The sequence below is a fragment of the Rheinheimera soli genome (assembly GCF_021290985.1).
Taxonomy (GTDB): domain Bacteria; phylum Pseudomonadota; class Gammaproteobacteria; order Enterobacterales; family Alteromonadaceae; genus Pararheinheimera; species Pararheinheimera soli.
Map to the genome: position 1 here is coordinate 14,981 of NZ_JAJOYU010000001.1, position 18,286 is coordinate 33,266.

The 18,286-nt window shown below is 47.6% G+C and carries 11 protein-coding genes; 1 reads left to right on the forward strand and 10 read right to left on the reverse strand.

The window, feature by feature from the left end; genetic code table 11:
* Positions 1-78: 78 nt before the first annotated feature.
* From recD to LSG37_RS00110, 8 genes are all read right to left on the reverse strand, one after another.
* A complete protein-coding gene (gene recD / locus LSG37_RS00075; protein ID WP_233077832.1) occupies positions 79-1,980 on the reverse strand; it encodes an exodeoxyribonuclease V subunit alpha in 1,902 nt (633 codons plus the stop codon).
* Positions 1,973-5,704 carry an exodeoxyribonuclease V subunit beta gene (gene recB / locus LSG37_RS00080; protein WP_233077833.1) on the reverse strand — a complete coding sequence of 1,244 codons (3,732 nt, stop codon included), beginning with the start codon at positions 5,702-5,704 and terminating at the stop codon, positions 1,973-1,975. The genes recD and recB overlap by 8 nt, the downstream gene beginning before the upstream one ends.
* Complete coding sequence (gene recC, locus LSG37_RS00085) at positions 5,701-9,159, reverse strand: exodeoxyribonuclease V subunit gamma (protein WP_233077834.1); 3,459 nt, start codon at positions 9,157-9,159, stop codon at positions 5,701-5,703. The genes recB and recC overlap by 4 nt, the downstream gene beginning before the upstream one ends.
* Positions 9,160-9,405: 246 nt before the next feature.
* On the reverse strand, positions 9,406-10,170 hold the full coding sequence (locus LSG37_RS00090; RefSeq protein WP_233077835.1) for a DUF3307 domain-containing protein: 765 nt from the start codon (positions 10,168-10,170) through the stop codon (positions 9,406-9,408).
* The gene (locus LSG37_RS00095) at positions 10,163-10,813 is read right to left on the reverse strand and encodes a hypothetical protein (protein ID WP_233077836.1); all 651 of its coding nucleotides are present in this window, start codon (positions 10,811-10,813) and stop codon (positions 10,163-10,165) included. The genes LSG37_RS00090 and LSG37_RS00095 overlap by 8 nt, the downstream gene beginning before the upstream one ends.
* A 278-nt stretch (positions 10,814-11,091) precedes the next feature.
* Positions 11,092-11,919: a class I SAM-dependent methyltransferase gene (locus LSG37_RS00100; protein WP_233077837.1), complete on the reverse strand. Its 828-nt coding sequence runs from the start codon at positions 11,917-11,919 to the stop codon at positions 11,092-11,094.
* Between the two features lie 196 nt (positions 11,920-12,115).
* Positions 12,116-13,477, reverse strand: a complete 1,362-nt coding sequence (locus tag LSG37_RS00105; protein ID WP_233077838.1) for an alpha/beta hydrolase family protein — start codon at positions 13,475-13,477, stop codon at positions 12,116-12,118.
* A gap of 114 nt (positions 13,478-13,591) precedes the next feature.
* Positions 13,592-15,916: a TonB-dependent receptor gene (locus LSG37_RS00110; RefSeq protein ID WP_233077839.1), complete on the reverse strand. Its 2,325-nt coding sequence runs from the start codon at positions 15,914-15,916 to the stop codon at positions 13,592-13,594.
* 324 nt (positions 15,917-16,240) lie between these two features.
* Here LSG37_RS00110 and LSG37_RS00115 point away from each other — a divergent pair, with 324 nt between their 5' ends.
* On the forward strand, positions 16,241-17,044 hold the full coding sequence (locus LSG37_RS00115; protein WP_233077840.1) for a substrate-binding periplasmic protein: 804 nt from the start codon (positions 16,241-16,243) through the stop codon (positions 17,042-17,044).
* 97 nt (positions 17,045-17,141) lie between these two features.
* Here LSG37_RS00115 and LSG37_RS00120 read toward each other — a convergent pair whose 3' ends face one another.
* Entirely contained in the window at positions 17,142-17,441 is a 300-nt protein-coding gene (locus tag LSG37_RS00120; RefSeq protein WP_233006836.1) for a YciI family protein, read from the reverse strand.
* A gap of 87 nt (positions 17,442-17,528) precedes the next feature.
* Entirely contained in the window at positions 17,529-18,239 is a 711-nt protein-coding gene (locus LSG37_RS00125; RefSeq protein WP_233077841.1) for a DUF3581 family protein, read from the reverse strand.
* Positions 18,240-18,286 lie beyond the last annotated feature (47 nt).

Genomic DNA, 18,286 nt, shown 5'->3' on the forward strand with positions numbered 1-18,286 from the left:
GTTTTCTGCCAGCAAAGCCGCCCTTGCTGAAGCGCGTTGTTATCGACTTCCGTACTAGACAATTAGTAAACACCCGCATTACAGCCTGACGGCGCCGTGACGTTGAACCTTCTGCTCAATAGCTAAGGCCAACAAGTCCGGTTTGGCACAGACAAGGCTAAAAAGTTTCGCCGCTCTGGTAATACCGGTGTAAATCAGCTCACGGCTTAATACCGGGCTGAAGTTGTCTGGCAATACCAACACTGCATGACGGAACTCTGATCCCTGAGATTTATGCACAGTAATAGCGTAAGCCGTTTCAACTTGCTGCAAGCGACTAGGCAAAACCCAGCGCACCGCTTTACTGCTGTCTTCTGATGCAAAAGCCACAGCTAGCATCAATTTGCCCTGATAAGGTCGCAGCAAACAAATACCCACATCGCCATTCATTAGTCCCAGCGCATAATCATTTTGTGTCACCATCACAGGCCGTCCGGCATACCAGTGGCTGCTGTGCTGACTGCTTTGCTGAATAAGCCCGGCCTGATGCAGCATTTTTTCGACGCTCAGATTCACTTGCTCAACGCCCATAGGCCCTTGCCGCACAGCACAAAGCAACTGAAAGGCAGCAAAATCAGCCAGTACTTGCTGTGCCCATAAATCAATGACCTGATCTTCTGCTTCTAAAGGCGGACTTTGCCGCACTGTGTTCAAATAAAAACTAAAACCCGCTGCTTCTTTTTGCTCTGCTTTTGCTTTGCCTGTCAAAACAAACTGCTTGAGTTGCTTAAAGTCTGTCGCTTCCAGATACTGCAAGTCGGCATAATCAGCGCGGCAAATAGCAGCAACTTCAGCGCTATCACCAGCATTCACCGCATTGGCTAGTTTGGCGATACCACTCTGTGGATCAAAACGATGGCTGACGCGAAGCATGCCTATTTGCTGCTCCAGCGCTTTACCTGTAGCGCTGATTAAAGCAGCCGGAATAGCGACAGCAGATAATTGATTGAGCCAGATTGCGGTTTCCGCTAAATAATGTCCCTGCTCTGCCCACTGACAAAGCTCTGCCATTAAAGCACCCGCTTCTACTGAGGCCAGCTGATCTTTATCGCCTAATAAAATCAACCTTGCATGGGCCGGTAAGGCTGACAATAAAGCCGCCATCAGTTCGACATCCAACATCGAGACTTCATCCACTACTAATAAATCCAGCGCCAAAGGCTCAAAAGCATTTTGTTTAAACTGCCGGCTTTGTGCGCGCGCGCCTAGCAGCTTATGCAAAGTAGATACATCCGTTGGTACCTGGCTTTTTATCTCTGCCGATGCTGGCAGTCTGTCCAGCGTATTACGAATGGAGCTTCGAAGCCGCACTGCAGCTTTTCCTGTAGGAGCCGCCAGTTGAATGGTTAAAGGCGCAGCGCCTTGTTGCTGCTGTAATTGCTGCAATACCAATAGCAACTTAACGACTGTGGTGGTTTTGCCAGTACCAGGACCGCCTGTGATCACACTAAAACTACTGCTGGCTGCTATGGCGCAGGATAAACGTTGCCAGTCAGGTGCAGCTTGTGTTGCCGCAGTGACAGGAAATAATGGATCCAGCAGCTGATTCAGCAGAGCCGGATTAATAGCCTGTCGCAGCTGTTGGCTACGTTCGCTGCTCTGTTGTAGATAAAACGCTATATGCTGCTGATAACTAAAATAACGCCTCATATACAAAGCATTATTGGCATAAACAAAAGGCTGATTGCCAGTCTCAATCAGCTGAATTAAATCAGGATAAAGCGCCATCAAAGCCTGCCATTCCTGTTCAGAATGCTGTGGCATACGTTTAAGTGGTAAACACAAATGGCCTTGCGCCAGCGCAAAGCTGCACTGGCCAATCAATAGTGCTAGCGCAGCTGGTAGTTGTTGCTGCTCGCGGAAAAAGGTCACCAGGGCTTTATCCAAAGCACGCCAGTCTTTGCCCTGCATCTGTAGTTCCAATAATTCTGAATCAGACATTTGCCAGCTCCTTAGCGACCAGTTGACCTTGCAGCAGAGCATCCAGCTTGTTCACCAACTCCAGCGGAATATCCACAGCAAGCACACCTTTGTTTGTAGCCACACCACGCAGGAACCAATACAAAGCGCCACCTAAATGTTCGCTTGCCTGATAACCCGCCAGGCGGCTTTGCAATAAGCGATGGATAGCCACTGCATACAAGGCCGCCTGCACATCGTAGCGGTGTGCCAGCATTTGCTGAGTTAAAGCAGGGTTGTCGTACTGGCCATCGGCTATATAGTTCGATTTGTAATCCAGCACCCAATAACGGCCATCCTGCTCTAAAGTTAAGTCGATAAAACCTTTCAGCATGCCTTGCAGTTGCGTAGTACGAAGCGCTGGTCGTGGCAATTCGGGCCACAGATACTGCTGCACTAAGGCGTCCAACTGCGCACTGCTGCAGTGCTGTACGGCAAGCCAGAATTCGAGTTCAGCCCGGTAACTGCCTTGTGTAAGGCTGCTTAAGCTGGTTTTGTTGTTCCGCCAAAGTTGCGTTTGAATCAACTCCGTCAGCCACTGTTGTAAAGGCAATATCGCATCGGCTAAATGGTCAGTTTCAGGATAAGGCGCTTGTTGCTCAGCCCAATAACGGATTTGCCATCTGTCTTCCGGCAGTTGCTGCAACAAGCCATATTTCTGCATTAAAGGGGTAAGGCCTGGTTGCCATAAATCCGGCTGCTGCGCTAATAGATCAAAGCCCTGAACTGCGCCCCACTCCAACGCATCATGCAAAAAAGTACCGGCCTGACTGCCGCGCACAAATCCCTGAGCCAAAGTGATAGCTTTAGGTTCTGTTAGCTCCACTTGCTCCTGCAATTGCTCTGGTGCCAGCTCCTGCTGCAATTCCTGAAATAACTCCGCCGCTTTACTGTCGTGCTGATGTTGCTCCAGCAAAGCGCTGTAACTGGCTATCCACCACAACTCTTTGACTGAACGGGTCATTTGGGCATAAGGCAATAGCTCGCCCGCCTGATCCAGCACTGCGACTTGAGTCCGCTGCTCTGATAAATTTTCTGCAAGACGAATATCAAGCTGTTTCAGTAATGGCGATAACTGCTCTGGCAAAGCCACTGGCGACACCAGCGCATCATCTGAGAGCAGATACCCTATAGCGCTTTGCTCTTTCACCGGCATCAGCCCGACCCAGCAATAATGCCGCGCCCGGGTTAATGCCACATAAAGCTTACGCATATCTTCGGCCAAACGTTCACGCTCTGCTTGTTGAGCTTGCTGCTCATTGGCTTGTAACACCACTGTCAGTTCACCATCCTGGTGGTAAGTGACAGGGCCTTTGTTGGCATCTACAGCACGGGCTAAAGCGATAAAAGGCAAAAACACCAGCGGGTATTCCAGACCTTTGGATTTGTGAATGGTGACAATTTTAATCAGGGCTTCGTCGCTTTCTAAACGCAGTTTTTGCTGCTCAGCCGCTAAATCGCCCTGACCTGCCAAATGTTCGGCCAGATAACGAATAAGCGCAGCCGGACCTTCCAGCTCCATGGAGCGTTGCTGCAACAGCTCAGCCAAATGCAGAATATCGGTCAGTAGCCTTTCGCCTGATGGCTGCTGCTGTAAAAACTCAGCCACAGCAAAATCACGTATCAGCTGCCATAACATCACCAGCACACCTTGCTGTTGCCAGAGTTGCTGATAAGCCATAAAACGCGCCAGCTCTTGCTCCCAACGTAGTTCATCCTGCAGCAGTTGCTCAAGCTCAGCATAATTTAACGATAAGCTCCAACTCGATAGCGCAGAGCGCACTAAAGCTTCACGTTGTGGCTCAGCGCATGCTCTAAGCCATAGCAATAAATCCAGTGCCACAGGGCTTTCAAATACAGCACCTTTATCGGATAAATACACTGACGCCAAAGCACGCTCTGCCAGAGCTTTTTTAATGGCATTGGCTTCCTGCTGGTTATTGACTAAAACCGCTATATCGCTGGTTTTAAGTGCTGTGAACTGCCCTTTTTCTACAAAGCCTGTATTGCCTGCCGCACTGCCGGTTAAAAATACTGCTATTTGTTCAGCACAGGCCTGCGCCATCTCCGCTAAACAGGCTGCTTTACTAAAGGCTTTGCCATCGGGGGATTCTTTAATACAAAACTCCAGCGCTGTAGCCGGTTTTTGTTCCACCACAAATTTCTCTTTACGCCCTGCAGCTTCTACCGGATAAAAACTTAATAAATCCGGTCGACCCAATACAAAAGCGCCTAAAGCACGCTGTTCGGCGTAGCTAAATAAGTGATTGACCGCGCTGACCATTTCGTTGGTAGAACGGAAGTTTTTCGGTAGCTGAAAGTGCCTGCCTGCTGTGGCTTGTTTGGCGGCTAAATAACTATAAATATCAGCTCCACGAAAGGCGTAAATGGCTTGTTTTGGGTCGCCTATCAATAAAATGCCGCAATCGCTTCTGTTTTGATTCAGCTGATAAATGGCATCAAACAGCTGATATTGCACAGGATCGGTGTCCTGGAATTCATCTATCAGCGCCAGCGGGAATTTACGTCGTAGCCGTTCGGCCAATAAGCCCCCCTCATCTTTTTGCAGCGCTTGCTGCAAGCGGCTTAATAGCTCATCAAAACCAAGTTCAGAGCGCTCTAATTGCAACTGATGGAAACGCCGCGCAAACCAAAAGGCGGCATGCAGCACTAAATCCTGCTCCGGATCCGGCAAAGCCGCCAGTGCATCACCCAGTTTTGCCATAGCTTCAAAAGCAGGATGATGCGGCACAGGGCCTTTAAAAGCTTCCGCTAAACCTTCTGGTGTTAAGCGGCTTTGGCCTGTTTGTAAATCTGGGTCGACCATGTCAGCATCGGTGATCCAAGCCACTAATTTTGCCAGCCAGCTGTCGAGATAACGCGCCTGCAATTTACGGCCATCCACTTCTTTGCGCTCAATAGCAGTATGCAGCAAAATACGGATTTCACTCACCCAGTTATTCCAGGGCGCTTTTAACTCTGCCAGCTTTTGCTTACGCTGCGCTTTGACTTCAGGCAATAACACGGCTGGTGTCGCAGGTTCAGTAAATAGCGACAGATGGCTGATTAGCGGCAGAATCTTTTTGCGCAAGGTTTCAGGGTTTTGCAGCTGTTGCCAGACGGTGGCTATATGCTCTTCCGCCAAGGGATAATAAAAATTACGCCAGTAATCCCGGATCACATCCAGCTGCAACTGCTCGACATCTGTCACCAGATTTTGTTCAAACAAATAGCCGCTCGAGAGCGCAAATTCAGCCAGTACTTTATTACACCAGCCGTGAATAGTAGAAATCGCTGCTTCATCCAGATACTGCACAGCCAGCTCCAGCTGATAAGCACAATGCGGCCACTGCTCAGGAGTAAACTCACTGCGCAGGCTTTGTAAAAAGGGATCCGCCTGCTCTTTATTTAAAGCGTCTGTCTGCTCACGAAAATAACGAGCAGCATCGGCTAAACGCTGGCCTATACGTTCGGTCAGCTCTTGTGTTGCTGCTTCGGTAAAAGTTACCACCAGAATATCGGGCGGTAATAAGGCTTTACTGGTGCCATGGCCCAATACCAAACGGAGATACAAAGCCGCTATGGTAAAGGTTTTGCCTGTACCCGCGCTGGCCTCAATCAACTGACTGCCGGATAACGGGAAGGACAATAAATCCAGATTGGCGATACTTGGCTTGTCGGCGCTAAAGAGTTCGGTCTGGTTCATGCTGACACCTCGCTGTAGCTCACCGCGATTAATGGCCCATATAAAGCGCTGGCGTTATCTGCTAACTGACCCTTTTGCCAAAGCGCCTCAAACTGCGCAAAAGCGCGTTGTAAATAAGGGCTACGTTGCAGGGCTCCTGCGTTAAAGTCATCGCCCACGTACACACGCTCCAGCTTCGTCTGCAGTTTGTCATCCAAAGCTGCGCCTTTTTCCAGCTGTTTTACCAGTTCGACACCTACATTAAACTCCAGCGCTAAAGGTTCTGATAAGCCTTGTTGCATTAGCTGTAAAATCTGCCCCAGTTGCTGTTCTGCCTGTTGTTTTTCAATAGGTTGCAGCACTAACTGCCCCACTCGGGACAGCACATAAAGCCTAAGCGGCACGCCGCTGGCACAGCATAAAAGCAGCTTCAGATAAGGCGCAACTAAATGCCGCCAGTGGATGCTTCGGTCTTTAATCAGGGCTACCGGCAACAGCTCGGCATAGGCCAAAGCTGAGTTGTCCGCACTTCGCCTAAAACCTGTTAAATGCTCAACCAGCTCACCCTGCTGACAAACAAAACGCAGCGGATAAAAACTAGCATCGGCCGTTGGAAAAGCGCTTAAAAAATCCTGATAGCCAGCGGCTAGCTCTTCAAGCCCTGCCACCAAATCCTGTTGCATTAATGCAGCGCCTGAACCCACAGCCAAGCGGCCTTGCAAGCGGAATAATTCCAGCTGCTGTTCCGTCTGTTGTTGCCAGTTTTGGCTTTGTTCTTTTTGCTCAATAGAACGTTTTAACTCCGCCACCAGCTGCTGCTGCATTTGCCAGCGCTCGAGCGGATCCAAAGCAAAAACTTCATCGTTAATACTGGCCAGTTCCGGCAATTCCAGCCGTACTTTTAAGCGTTCATTAAAAAAGAACCGCACCGGCTCACGCATAAAATCGCTGGCTTGTTTTAAAGTCCAGTGTAAATCGTGAAGTACTTCAAGTGCCTCGCCCTGCTCTACCGCTGCGGCTTTTTGATGCAAGCTGGCCCATTCCTGCTGATAGCTAACAAGGCCTGCTCCTGCCTCACGGTAACGGCGGCTAAACGGCTGTAAGGGGTGCTCAACAGTGATTTGCTCCAACAGTTTGGAGCCATCAGCCATAGCCCAGCCTGTAGACAAATGATCACGCAGCTGACTGACCAACACAGAAGGTGCGCGCGCGCTGTTATCAAAGACGCTAAAACCTACCCAACTGATATAAAACTGCTGGCGGGCCGACAATAAAGCTTCGAGTAATAAATAGCGGTCATCATCACGGCGTGAACGGTCGCCACTGCGATAATCCAGCGCCATTAAGTCGAAGTCCTGCCGCTGCTGCACCCGTGGATAAGCGCCATCGTTCATACCGAGCAAACAAATCACCGCAAAAGGAATAGAGCGCATCGGCAGCAAGGTGGCGAAATTAACACGACCACTAAAAAACTTCTGCTGCAAACCACCAGCCTGCATCGGCTCTAACAAAGCCTGACGGGCAATTTGTAAACTTAATTCTTCTTTAAGTTCAGCGCCTGTGGTGTTGTCGAGCCAACTTTGCAGTTGCTGTTGTAATTGCTGCACGAGCTGCTGACTTTCCAGCTCATCGGGTGCAAAAAAGTCTTGTAGCAGCTGAGTAAAGAGCAAATGCCAGTCATCTGGGCTGCGCTTTAGGGGAAGTTGTTGCCATAACTCGTTAATTTTTTGCAGCAGCACCAGCACAGGGCCAAGTTCGGCTGCTTCTAATCCTGCCACATCAGCATAAGGCGCAATGCCTTGCCATGGTGCTGTATCACCCGCCACATACCCCAGCAGCATACGACGAATACCAAAAAGCCAGCTGTTTTGCTCAAAACCATGCTGTAAACCCAGCTGCTGACGGTGTTGTTGGTCAAGCCCCCAACGAATACCAGCCCCTTCAATCCACTGCTTAATCTTGGGCAAAGCTGCTGCTTTTAAGCCAAAACGTTGCTGCAAGGCACTGATATCCAGCATATCGAATACGGTGCTGGCGTTTAAGCGTTGCTGCTCCGGGCTTAACAGCACTTCTAAAGCCTGCAATAACGGTTGCTGTTTTTTGCTGTTTTGATCGGAAATACTGTAAGGGATATAGCGCAAATCGCCCATCGGCACTTTGCCAAACACAGCTTCAATTAAAGGCGCGTACAAATTAATGTCCGGCACCATCACCATCACATCTTTAGCACCCAGCTCGGGGTTTTCGGCAAAGAGCCTCAGCAGGTGATCATGCAGAATTTCTACTTCGCGAAGTGGACTATGGGCTTTTTGAAAACTAATGCTGCGCGCCGCTTCAGCTGTTAAGGCTGGCCACTGGCTTTGGGTTTCTGTGATGGATCGCAGCTGCAAAATATCGTCCTGCAACTGACCTAATAAATGGCTGGTATTGGGCGATTCAAATAAATCGACTTTTTGATGAGCAAACAGCTCTTTATGGGCAGCAGTTTCATCAAACTGATCCAGCAAGCGAATATAATCCCGCCCCTGTTTTCCCCAGGCGGCCAGCAAAGGCTGCGCCTGGCCTGATAACTGCTCGGCACTGGCAAAAGGTAAAAAACCGGCCTTCTCCGGCTGGCGTCTTTGCGCTGCTTTTACTTTGTCTTTTTCGGCAATAATATCAGCCCAATACAACTGACAAGGGTTCAGCACCGCCAATAAAATCTGACAATAAGGCGCGAGAGCTGACAGCACTTCCAGCATTTGTTGCGGCAAAGACGAGATACCAAAAATTATCACACGGCGTGGTAAATTTTTCGGCGCTTTTGTCCAGCTTTTTACTTGCTGTAAAAAGGCCTGATGCAAGGAAAACCGGCTTTGTTGCTGCTGTTCTGCTGGCAACTCTGCCAAAATCGCCTGCCAGAGTTTGGCTTGCCACAGCTGATCATCCGGCATCACTTTCGCATCGCCATCCATTTGCGCCAGGCGATAAAGCCCTTTAGCCCAATCAGCCAACCAGTCGGCACGGTACACCTGATACTGGTCAAATAAATCCGCCAGTTTCAGCGCCAATTGTGAGCGTTTTTGCTGATCTTTATCGTCACTGATAAAACGGCGCAGCAGCTCAAATTCATCTTGTGTGACTAAAGCAGGCAATAAACGGAAAATACGCCAGCGTAAACTGTCTTTACTAAAGACCGATAAATCAGGTAGTTGCTGCTCTGGCAGCGCCAGTTGATACATGCTCCAGATAAAACGGCCCGGCAACTGCACCTGCATAGCGGCAGCTATGCCCAAACCACGCTCATAGGGATCGGCTTCGTCTGGGGACGCAGCAAAAGCCAGTTTCAGCCACTGCGCTATACCATTACTTTGCACCAGCACCTGCTCAAGCTCTAAGGGCGAAAGCGGATAACGCTGACAAAACTGCACCAGAAGCGAGCGCAGCTGCTCCAGCTGATTGGAATGGATCACTAAAAAACCAGGCTCAAGTGCCAATGCGACAGTACTCCGTTAGTCTTTATTCGTTTGCTGTTTAAGCTATAAAACTGATTTTGCCACAGTGAGTTGCATACGCCTATTGGGTTTTGTTGGAAATCTGGGGTTGTCGCAGGAACAGCTTATCCTAACAACGATAACAAGGTTAGGTTGCCAAGAACAACCTGAGGTAAACAGAAGGCAGCTATCCCTTAAGATTCGAACTTATTGAGGCATTAAGCCATAAGCAGCCAAATAGCTTTTCGCCTACTTAATTTTCACATCTAAACCAAATGACAATAAGGTTCCCACCAATGTTGTGATCACCACCGATACCAATGATCCAATCAACACATACTCAGTCATGCTTCGGTCGTTTGTTTTGTTCAATTCACCAAATCTAAATATTGACTTGGCTGCCAATACGAATCCCACTGCTTCATAACTGCCCACAAGGGTAAAAGTCAGTATTAACAAGCGTTCTAAATAACCAATTAACTCACCACCAGCGACAATACCACTGACTTGAGTAGTGTCGTCTCCAGCGCTACCTGATAGTGGATACTTTTTTAAGATGCTGGCAATCACAATTGATGTTGGTTTGAGAATGAGAAGGTAACCAAAAAGCAGCATCACTGCATCAGGGAAGTTTTCATGTTTTAGCACTGCCTCAATAGTTACACTGTCTGCTATATGAAAAGCAATGACCGCTAATATCAACAGATGCAAAGTCTGGTCAATAACAAAATAGGAAAATGTCTCACCACGTGGTGTACTTACTTTCCACAGATCGATAATAAAATGACTTACTGCAACTATAACAACCACGCAAGCAGCGGTGCGCCAATCAACAGCTAAGATCACTGCAGGAATTAATGAAGCAAAGCCATGTAGTAGTGAGTGAAGGTATAACTCAGGTGAGCGATAAGTGTTCGCTTTTTTGGCTTCGACCCATAGCTTTGGCTGCAAGTAAAAGTCGCAGATGATGTGCATCAGCATGAAGGGTATTAGAACACTCAAAAAATCAGACATAGGTGAGCCCCGCCACCTGGTTAATAAACCGCAAATTCAGTTCACTGATCAGCGGCCAACCTGAAGCTTTAAGTGACTTACTCGCAGTGGCAGTAGCGACATCAAGCCTTTCTGCTAACTCATTAATCGACAACCCTTCGTTTGATTGGAGCATCGGAAGCATGACTTCACATTGGCGCGAGGTTAATTCAGTGAGTTGTCTGTCAAGATACTTAAAGAGCAAATCAAAGTGTTCAGTGAGCTCAAAGCGGTCAGAGTTAAAAACCAACTTGTCGCTCTTCAAGGCTTTTAATCCACGCCCGGAAAGAACAAATGCTTTCCCCATTGATTCCGAGACCGACTCACGCAGATCTGCATTAGAAGCAATAGCAAAGCTAATGCGACTATCAAATTCTTTGCCAAGCGCTTTAATACCAATTCGATAAATGATGGTGTATCTCAGAGCGCATTCAATATCATGTACCACGGACTGAAACTCATCACCACGCTCAATACTGTGCGCATTTGATGAATGCCCTACGCTGATCCATGTTTGAATATCTTTGATTCGTTTAAGTAGTTTTTCAAACTGCTCAGAGGTTAACTTAGTTGAGTTGACAATGTCGCCGCTGATCACTGCGATAGGTTTATGGCTAATCTCCACATTAAAACTCCTTTTTACATCCAGATACAAATTTAGCCATTTTTAGCTAAAAAATCAAATTTAGCCATTATTGGCTAATTATGGGAATTAAGCGGTTTTAGCTAAAAATAGGGGGTTAGCCTTTTTTGGCTAAAAATAGAGAATTAGCTGTTTATGGCTAAGCCTACTCCTTTAGCATTAGCCACTTTGCACTACCGCTTTGCGGCGAGTGCAACCTGCGTCAAGCACAACCTACAAATCATCGAACCTAAGTCAGCCAAGCAACCACAAAAACCCTACTACTCCTTCGGCTTTCTAAACTTCAGCACCATTTGGTTTACTTCACCAATAGCAAGATGCTTAGCTTTTTCTTCTTCAGTTCCGGCTAAAGTAGGCGGTAAAGACCAGATTCCTGATGGGTGATCGGCTGTGTCTTTTGGGTTGAGTAGCATATCGTTACTTGCTTCGAAGCTAAATCCGGCTTCTTTGGCCAGTTTTAACCATAACTGCTCTGGCACATAACCGGTTTTTTTCCAGTCTGTATTGAGTAAATTGTCTGGCAAACGCGGCGCTACTACACCTAATACACCTCCAGGTTTCAGCGCTTTATAAAAGTTGTCTAACGCATGTTTTAACGAAGTTTCGCCGTCAAATAAATAGAGCTGATTGCGGATAGACAGCACTACATCGACGCTGCCTGCTGGCGCTATGGCGATATCCGCCAAAGGCGCAAAGTCGGTCACTGTGACACTTTTGTAGATGGGGTGCGATGCAAGTTTTGCTTTGTATTCTGCGCGGCCTTTTTCCATATAGGCAGCGCTTAGAAAGGTGAACTTATCGGAATAATGGGCGGCGTAGAGTTTGCCCTTTTCGACCAGTAGCGGCGCTAAAATTTCGGTATACCAACCAGAACCAGGCCAGACTTCGACTACAGTGCTTTGTGGTGTCACTTCAAAAAACGCTAATGTCTGTTCGGGTTTTCTTGCAACGTCGCGTTTTTTATTTTCTGCTGTGCGGGCTTCATGTTGCAAAGCCTTACTGATACTGATGCCAGCATCAACAGTGGTGGCAAAACTGTTTTGACTGAGCAGCAGAAACACAGTCACACCTAATACTTTAGCTAGCATATCCAATTCCTTTTACCCTTTATTTTTGTCAACAAGCTCTGAATAAAAGGTAAAGGTATTTCGTTGTTTTTGAAAGCTATTTAACTGCAAAAGGCTAACAAAGCTCAGCATTAATCTGTCGAGGCACAGCAGCCCTGCCCTGTGGCCCGACAGATTTTAACGTCCTGTTGCACTGCCGCTTTGCGACCAGTGCAAGCTACTTTTGTAACTGATACTGCCAGGACAAGCCTGTGTCATAACGTGCTGGAAAACCTAACCAACCGCTGCTGTTTTCCGTCGCTTTAGCGGCGGCATCGTTAGGAGTTGGTGCTAATTTCAAGTACTCACATTGCGCGCTGATGGCTTTAACATGGCAGTCCAGCATCGCCAACGCAAAATGTTTATTGATGTCGTTGATGCTTTGCGCCGACCAGCTGGCGTCGTGGTAATGACCAAAGTCCATTTTGTTTTGCCGTGCAACAGCAGGAGCCGGATGAGGGGCAATATTGTGACGGGCATTGTGATAGGTCAGCATATATTTACTGTTACTGCCTTGGCGGCCCGTTTGGTTATACAGCCACTGCATGCCTTCATAACCTGACACATCATCCTGATCACCAGCAAAGTACAGCATAGGCACTTTAATAGCAGCCAGCGCATCGGCTGAAAACAACTTATGCTGACCTCCCCATGGCGCTATGGCGATAGCCGCTTTCCAGGCTGGGTCTACTTTTAGCTGGTCCAAAGTTTTAGGGTATTGCCCACCAGCGCAACTATTCAGCAATTGCTTTAATGCCGCGTTAGTTGCCTGATCTTTACTGCCGGTAAAAGCCTGCACACTTTGCTCGGTAAAGTTAAAGCAGCCACCTACTGTATTGATAGCGCCATAACCGCCCATTGAGTAACCAATCACAGCTGCTGCATCAGTATTGATCACACCTTCTAACGCCTTTGGATGCTCGCGAAAGTAAGACAATACAAACTGCTGATCACGGGAGCGATGGTACAAAGTAGCAGGAAAACCAGCATAAGGCGCTTTGATGGCATCCACTTCGGCATTGGTCGATTGTGGGTGGTCAATAGCGGCCACCACATAACCGTGTGAGGCTAAATGCTCGGCCAGATAAAACATCAAGGTTCTGTAACCCACATAACCATGCGACAACACCACCAGCGGGTAGTTTTGCCCGGTTTTGGCTTTGGCGTCCCGCAGTGCATTGGCCTGAATACTAAAAGGCTGATGGCTTTTGGTGACATTGTCATAAGTCGCTTGCGGCGCTAAAGCACCAGTTGGCAGAGTTTTTTCTGCCGGGTACCACAGCTCCAGCAGCATTTCACGGTCTTGTTTTTGTTGGGTCAACAGGTTTAATTGCGCCGGGTTGGTGATACCTAAACTAGTCACACCTACCCTATGTTCACCTGTCGCAGCCAGTTGCGGTTGCATTTGTGCAGGTTGTGGCTGGTACAACTGCTCCGCGGCTGTTATAGCAACAGTATTCGCAGTGGCATGGCCAGACAACAAGCTGCCGCCAGTGATGGATAACGCTAAGGTTAAAAAGGATATAGGAAAGAGGCGCATTTAAGGCTCCTTAAAAAATCACAGAGTGTCTGAGTCAGAAAGAATAAAAGCTGCGGCAGGGAAAGCCTGAATTTTATGGCCCTCTCCCACCGCAGCTTTGGTTTTTAACAGCTGCTACATAAAGCTTTTGGTGAACTCAATACCAAAAAATGCTGGCGCACCCGGGATAAAGCTTGGGAAACCAAAAGCACCACCTGTGTTGCCTGCATCCACCAGATATTCTTTATCAAATAAGTTGCTGGAATACAGAGTTACAGACCAGTGTTGCTGAGTGTTCTCCAGCCCTACACGCAAGCTGGTGAGCTGCACTGCGCCCTGGCTGATATCAAAACCTGCAACTGGAGCGTTAGCTTCTTCAAAGAAAATATCGCTGCGAAAACTGTAGATCAACGAGCTGTTCAGTTGATATTCGCCGCCCAGTTCGTAGCTATGCATCAGGCCTGTGCCTGCCGTGTATTCCGGCTGCAGGCGGAATCTGTTGCCCGCTAAGTTACCGTTGCTGCTGTCATCATCAATTTTTGCGTCAATCCAGGCTAGATTGGCAAACCAGTCCAGGTTGTCGGTTAATGTAACGCTCAGCTCGGTCTCTATACCGATATTTTTCGCATTACCGGCGTTGGCTGTATAGGTGTTACCCGCATCATCACGCAGGCTGACCTGGAAGTTCTGATAATCCTGATAGAACATCGATACCGCATAACGCAGCTCGTTGTTTGCCGTGCTGCCTTTGATACCTGCTTCGTAGTTCCAGATATACTCGGCCGGAATCTCGGTCACTCGTGGTACTACGCCAGCCGCGCTATTGGCAGAACCTACATCCATCACTTCTGAACGACGGCCTTTTGAAACAGTAGCGTAGACGTTCAGTTGTTCGTTTAGACGATACAGTACGTTAAAACGTGGTAACCAGGCGTCAAAGCTGCCTTCGGCAATAAAAATTTGACCATTGGTTGAAACTACGGGCAATAGCGGTGCTTTTGTCAGGAACGAATTAGCAAAGTTTGACGCGTAACGGCTGGTTTTATCTTCATCGACATAACGTAAACCTGCAGTCAGCTCTAACTCTTTTGTCACTGCATAACTGAAATCAGCAAAAACCGAAAAGGCTTTATTTTCACCAAAATTCTGATAGCTGCCCTGATAAGGCAATAACTGCAACTGGCCTTGAGTTAGCAGTGGAGTCAAAATATTCACTGTGCCGTCAGGGTTAATACAAGGCTGATTATAAGCGGCCAAAACTCCGACACAGTTCAAATAAACGGATTCCTCTGTACTAAAAGGCACTAACTGAGAACCATCTTCGTCAAAGTAACTGACACCAAAAAAGCTATTGAGCTTGTCGCCGCTGTAGTTCAGGCGTAATTCCTGACTGAATTGATCGCCAACCGCATCTTCAGCAAATTCTAAAAACCAGGCTTGGGTGCCGTCTGCATCAAAAACTTCCAGTGAATCAAAACTACGTTTAGCGCTGATACTGGTTAACTGCCACTGCTCGTTTAAATCCCAGTTCACTGTCATATTTAAGTCTTTGACAGTGCGCTCTACGCCCAAATCAGATTTGCCAAATACTTGTTGTGCTAAAGGGCTGCCACTGGCCTCTACGAAGCTATACGGGCTGGTATCGCCCCCTGTTGGCGCAAAACGACGACTTTTAAAGGCTGTGCCTGTGTCGTTATTTTTTTCATAGTTGTACACCAGATCAACAGTTAAATCTTCATTCGGGGTAATACGCAATGAAGGGCGAATACCGGTACGTTCAATGCCATGTAAATCCGGCTGGTTTTGAGCAATGTTGTCGACATAACCATCACGTTCTTTATAAGTAAAAGCCAGACGACCTTGTACTTTTTGCTCGCCGCCCGTGATAAAACCATTCACATTTTTTGCAGAAAAATTGCCTGCACCTAAAGTCACACCAGCTTCGAACTCTTCCTGAGGTTTACGGGTGGTGACACTTAAAGCCCCCACAGAAGCAGCTGTACCAAATAAAGTCGCTTGTGGCCCCTTCACTACTTCAACCCGTTCAATATCAAAGAGCTCGAAGTAAGAACCCCGTGAGCGGGAAATATCAGTGCCGTTGTAATAGACAGAAACACGCGGGGAAGCCTGAGCAGAGCCGCTGTCTGAGGTAATACCTCGAATGACAAAACCCGGGTTGTTTGGGCTTTGCTCCTGAATCACTAAACCCGGAGTGATATCGGACAACACATCCAGATCAGCAATACCTAAGTGCTCCAGCATTTCACCGCTAAAAGCCGACACAGTCACAGGCACATCCTGAATCGACTGCACGCGCTTTTGTGTGGTCACTGTCATACGCTCTATCGCGGCTTCATCGCCTTCTGCCGCCATAACTGTACATGCGCCACTGGCCAAATTCGCCAGCACTAACGAGCTTAACATCTTCTTTTTAAATTGTTTTTGTCTGGAATACGTCATGACTAAAATCCATCTGAGTGAAGGGAACAGCGGATTAAAGTAATGACTCTAAATGACAATCCAACTACATTTGGCTTACAAGTTGATTACAGTAGAAAAATAGTGATGGTATATAACCGATTAATTTATATAGTTTTTCTAATCTTGAAACATCTAAAGTTCGGCGCTGTCTGCTGAATGCGGCATACTCCCTGATCTAGCTCTTTCGCCTGGCTTTATCGCGGCAATCTGCCCGTCTTTCGCAAAAATGTTAGAGCCCAAAGGCAAGCTTGCGCTGCTGCGTATATAGTTCAGTTATACCTTCGCTGCCTTGATAAGGGCTTTATGAAGCTTTTTCTTGCCGCCATAGTCTGTTTACTGATGAGTTTTCGCTCACAAAGCTGCACCTTGCGTATGGGCATTGAAACCAGCTTTGCGCCTTATATTATTCAGCAGGGTAAAAGCTGGAGCGGCCTGAATGTTGAGTTGCTGACCCGTCTGGCAAAGGAAGTGGATTGTACTCTGGAGTTTATTCATAGCCCTTGGTTACGCTCGTTAAAGCTGATTGAACAGGGCGAACTGGATGTGTTAAGCCACTTAAGTTACAACGCCGAACGCAGCAAACACTTTGTATTTATTGGCCCGCATCAGCAAGAAATTATCTATCTGGTGGGAATAGCAAAGGCTTTTCCGGGGTTAACCAATCTGACCGAGCTAAAACGCACTGGCACATCGGGCATTATTGCGTTACTTAACGGCGCTTATTACGGCGATGAGCTGGACAGCATTTTAAACGATGCAAAAAATCGCACTCGTTTTGTGTTTATTCGAGGTAATGAGGATAAACAGGCGTTGCTGCTCAATGGTCGTGTGCATGGCGTGCTGGAAGATATTGTGGCTTATCACTACTGGAAAAAGCAGGCTGGCTTGTCAACAGTTGGCTTAGAACCCTTGTTTGAGGTGTATCAAAGCCCTGTGTATTTTGGCTTTAACCGCCACACACTAAGCCCGCAGCAATTAGAGCAACTGGCAAAAGCCTGGCAACTTTTATACGACAATGGCGAGCTAAGCCGTATAGTTCAGCGCTACCAAACGGCGGAGTATCAATTTAGCTTGCCAGCGCCAGCCTCTCTGTTATCGCCTTTCTAACTGCAAAATAAGCAGCAAAGAGCTACAAGCAAAAAATCCCCGAACATGTCGGGGATTTTTGGGAGCTATTTGGCTAAGCAGTCAGCGCCTTCAATACTTAAGGCAACACCTTTTTAAATGGCTTCACTACTGAGTTGGCGTACACTCCTGCTGCTATGTATGGATCTGCAGCTGCCCAGGCCTTGGCCTGTTCTAAAGACTCAAACTGCGCTACCACTAAAGAGCCGGTAAAACCTGCTTCAGCCGGGTCTTCCAGGTCAACTGCTGGCAATGGGCCTGCAATTAATAAACGGTCCTGGGCTTTTAATTCCTGCAAACGGGCTAAATGCTGTTCACGTACTTGCTTACGTAATGGCAGGCTATTTGGCACATCTTCCGAACAAATCATGTAATACATCAGCGACCTCAACTAAAAGGGGTTATTTCGCGGCACATTAGCAGAAGCGCTGATGCAATCCAAGCCAGCTGCGCCAGATTCACAGCCTTAAACCGCGTGCTGAAACTGAGTTTTACGTTCGTTGTAAAAATCGACCATTTGCTGCATCACTGTTTCTTCATAAGGCTGCAGACTGCTTAAAATCATACGCTTTTCGCCACGGCCTATCACTTCACCATTTTCGACCAGCTCAAAACCTAAGCGGGCTAAACCCCGTTTGCCTTCGACTGTTAAGCCATTGTGGGCTAAACGTAATTCAGGCGATTGTGCTGAAAAACGGTCAAATTCCAGCGTCATGCTTTCGTAAATCACCAGCGGACGTTGTGGGTTAATCATCACCTGATGCTGCTGCATTAAAGGCTGCAGGATATGTGGGAAGTTTTGGCCTGAGAAACGCACATAGTCTTTGACTAAGGATTCGATGTAGCCCAAATCATGATGAATTTCACCTTGCTGGCGCAAAATCAAATAATTCTTTTGCTGCTGATCACACAAACGCCATTCATCACCTTGCTGCTCTGAGTGCAACAGCACATCTGAGCTGACCATACCGGCGAAGGTGCAATGTAATTTTTGCGCTAAACCGTGTTTGCTGACCATATGAGCAAACAACAAATCACCAGGCACACAGAATCTTTTACTGTCGGCGTCGTGGATAGGGTTAAAATCTGTCGCCACTTCCTTGGCAAAACGGCAGGCCTGCTGACGGCTAAAACTGACTTCGTGGTTATGCTCACTAATAAACTGCTGTAAAAACATGGATCCCCGTCCTGACGACTATCGAAGTGGTGCAGTGTACCTCAGAC

Coding starts and splice junctions, on each gene's coding strand:
- recD (WP_233077832.1), bottom strand. CDS start 1,980: ATGTCTGATTCAGAATTATTGGAACTACAGATGCAGGGCAAAGACTGG.
- recB (WP_233077833.1), bottom strand. CDS start 5,704: ATGAACCAGACCGAACTCTTTAGCGCCGACAAGCCAAGTATCGCCAAT.
- LSG37_RS00090 (WP_233077835.1), bottom strand. CDS start 10,170: ATGTCTGATTTTTTGAGTGTTCTAATACCCTTCATGCTGATGCACATC.
- LSG37_RS00100 (WP_233077837.1), bottom strand. CDS start 11,919: ATGCTAGCTAAAGTATTAGGTGTGACTGTGTTTCTGCTGCTCAGTCAA.
- LSG37_RS00105 (WP_233077838.1), bottom strand. CDS start 13,477: ATGCGCCTCTTTCCTATATCCTTTTTAACCTTAGCGTTATCCATCACT.
- LSG37_RS00110 (WP_233077839.1), bottom strand. CDS start 15,916: ATGACGTATTCCAGACAAAAACAATTTAAAAAGAAGATGTTAAGCTCG.
- LSG37_RS00115 (WP_233077840.1), top strand. CDS start 16,241: ATGAAGCTTTTTCTTGCCGCCATAGTCTGTTTACTGATGAGTTTTCGC.
- LSG37_RS00120 (WP_233006836.1), bottom strand. CDS start 17,441: ATGTATTACATGATTTGTTCGGAAGATGTGCCAAATAGCCTGCCATTA.
- LSG37_RS00125 (WP_233077841.1), bottom strand. CDS start 18,239: ATGTTTTTACAGCAGTTTATTAGTGAGCATAACCACGAAGTCAGTTTT.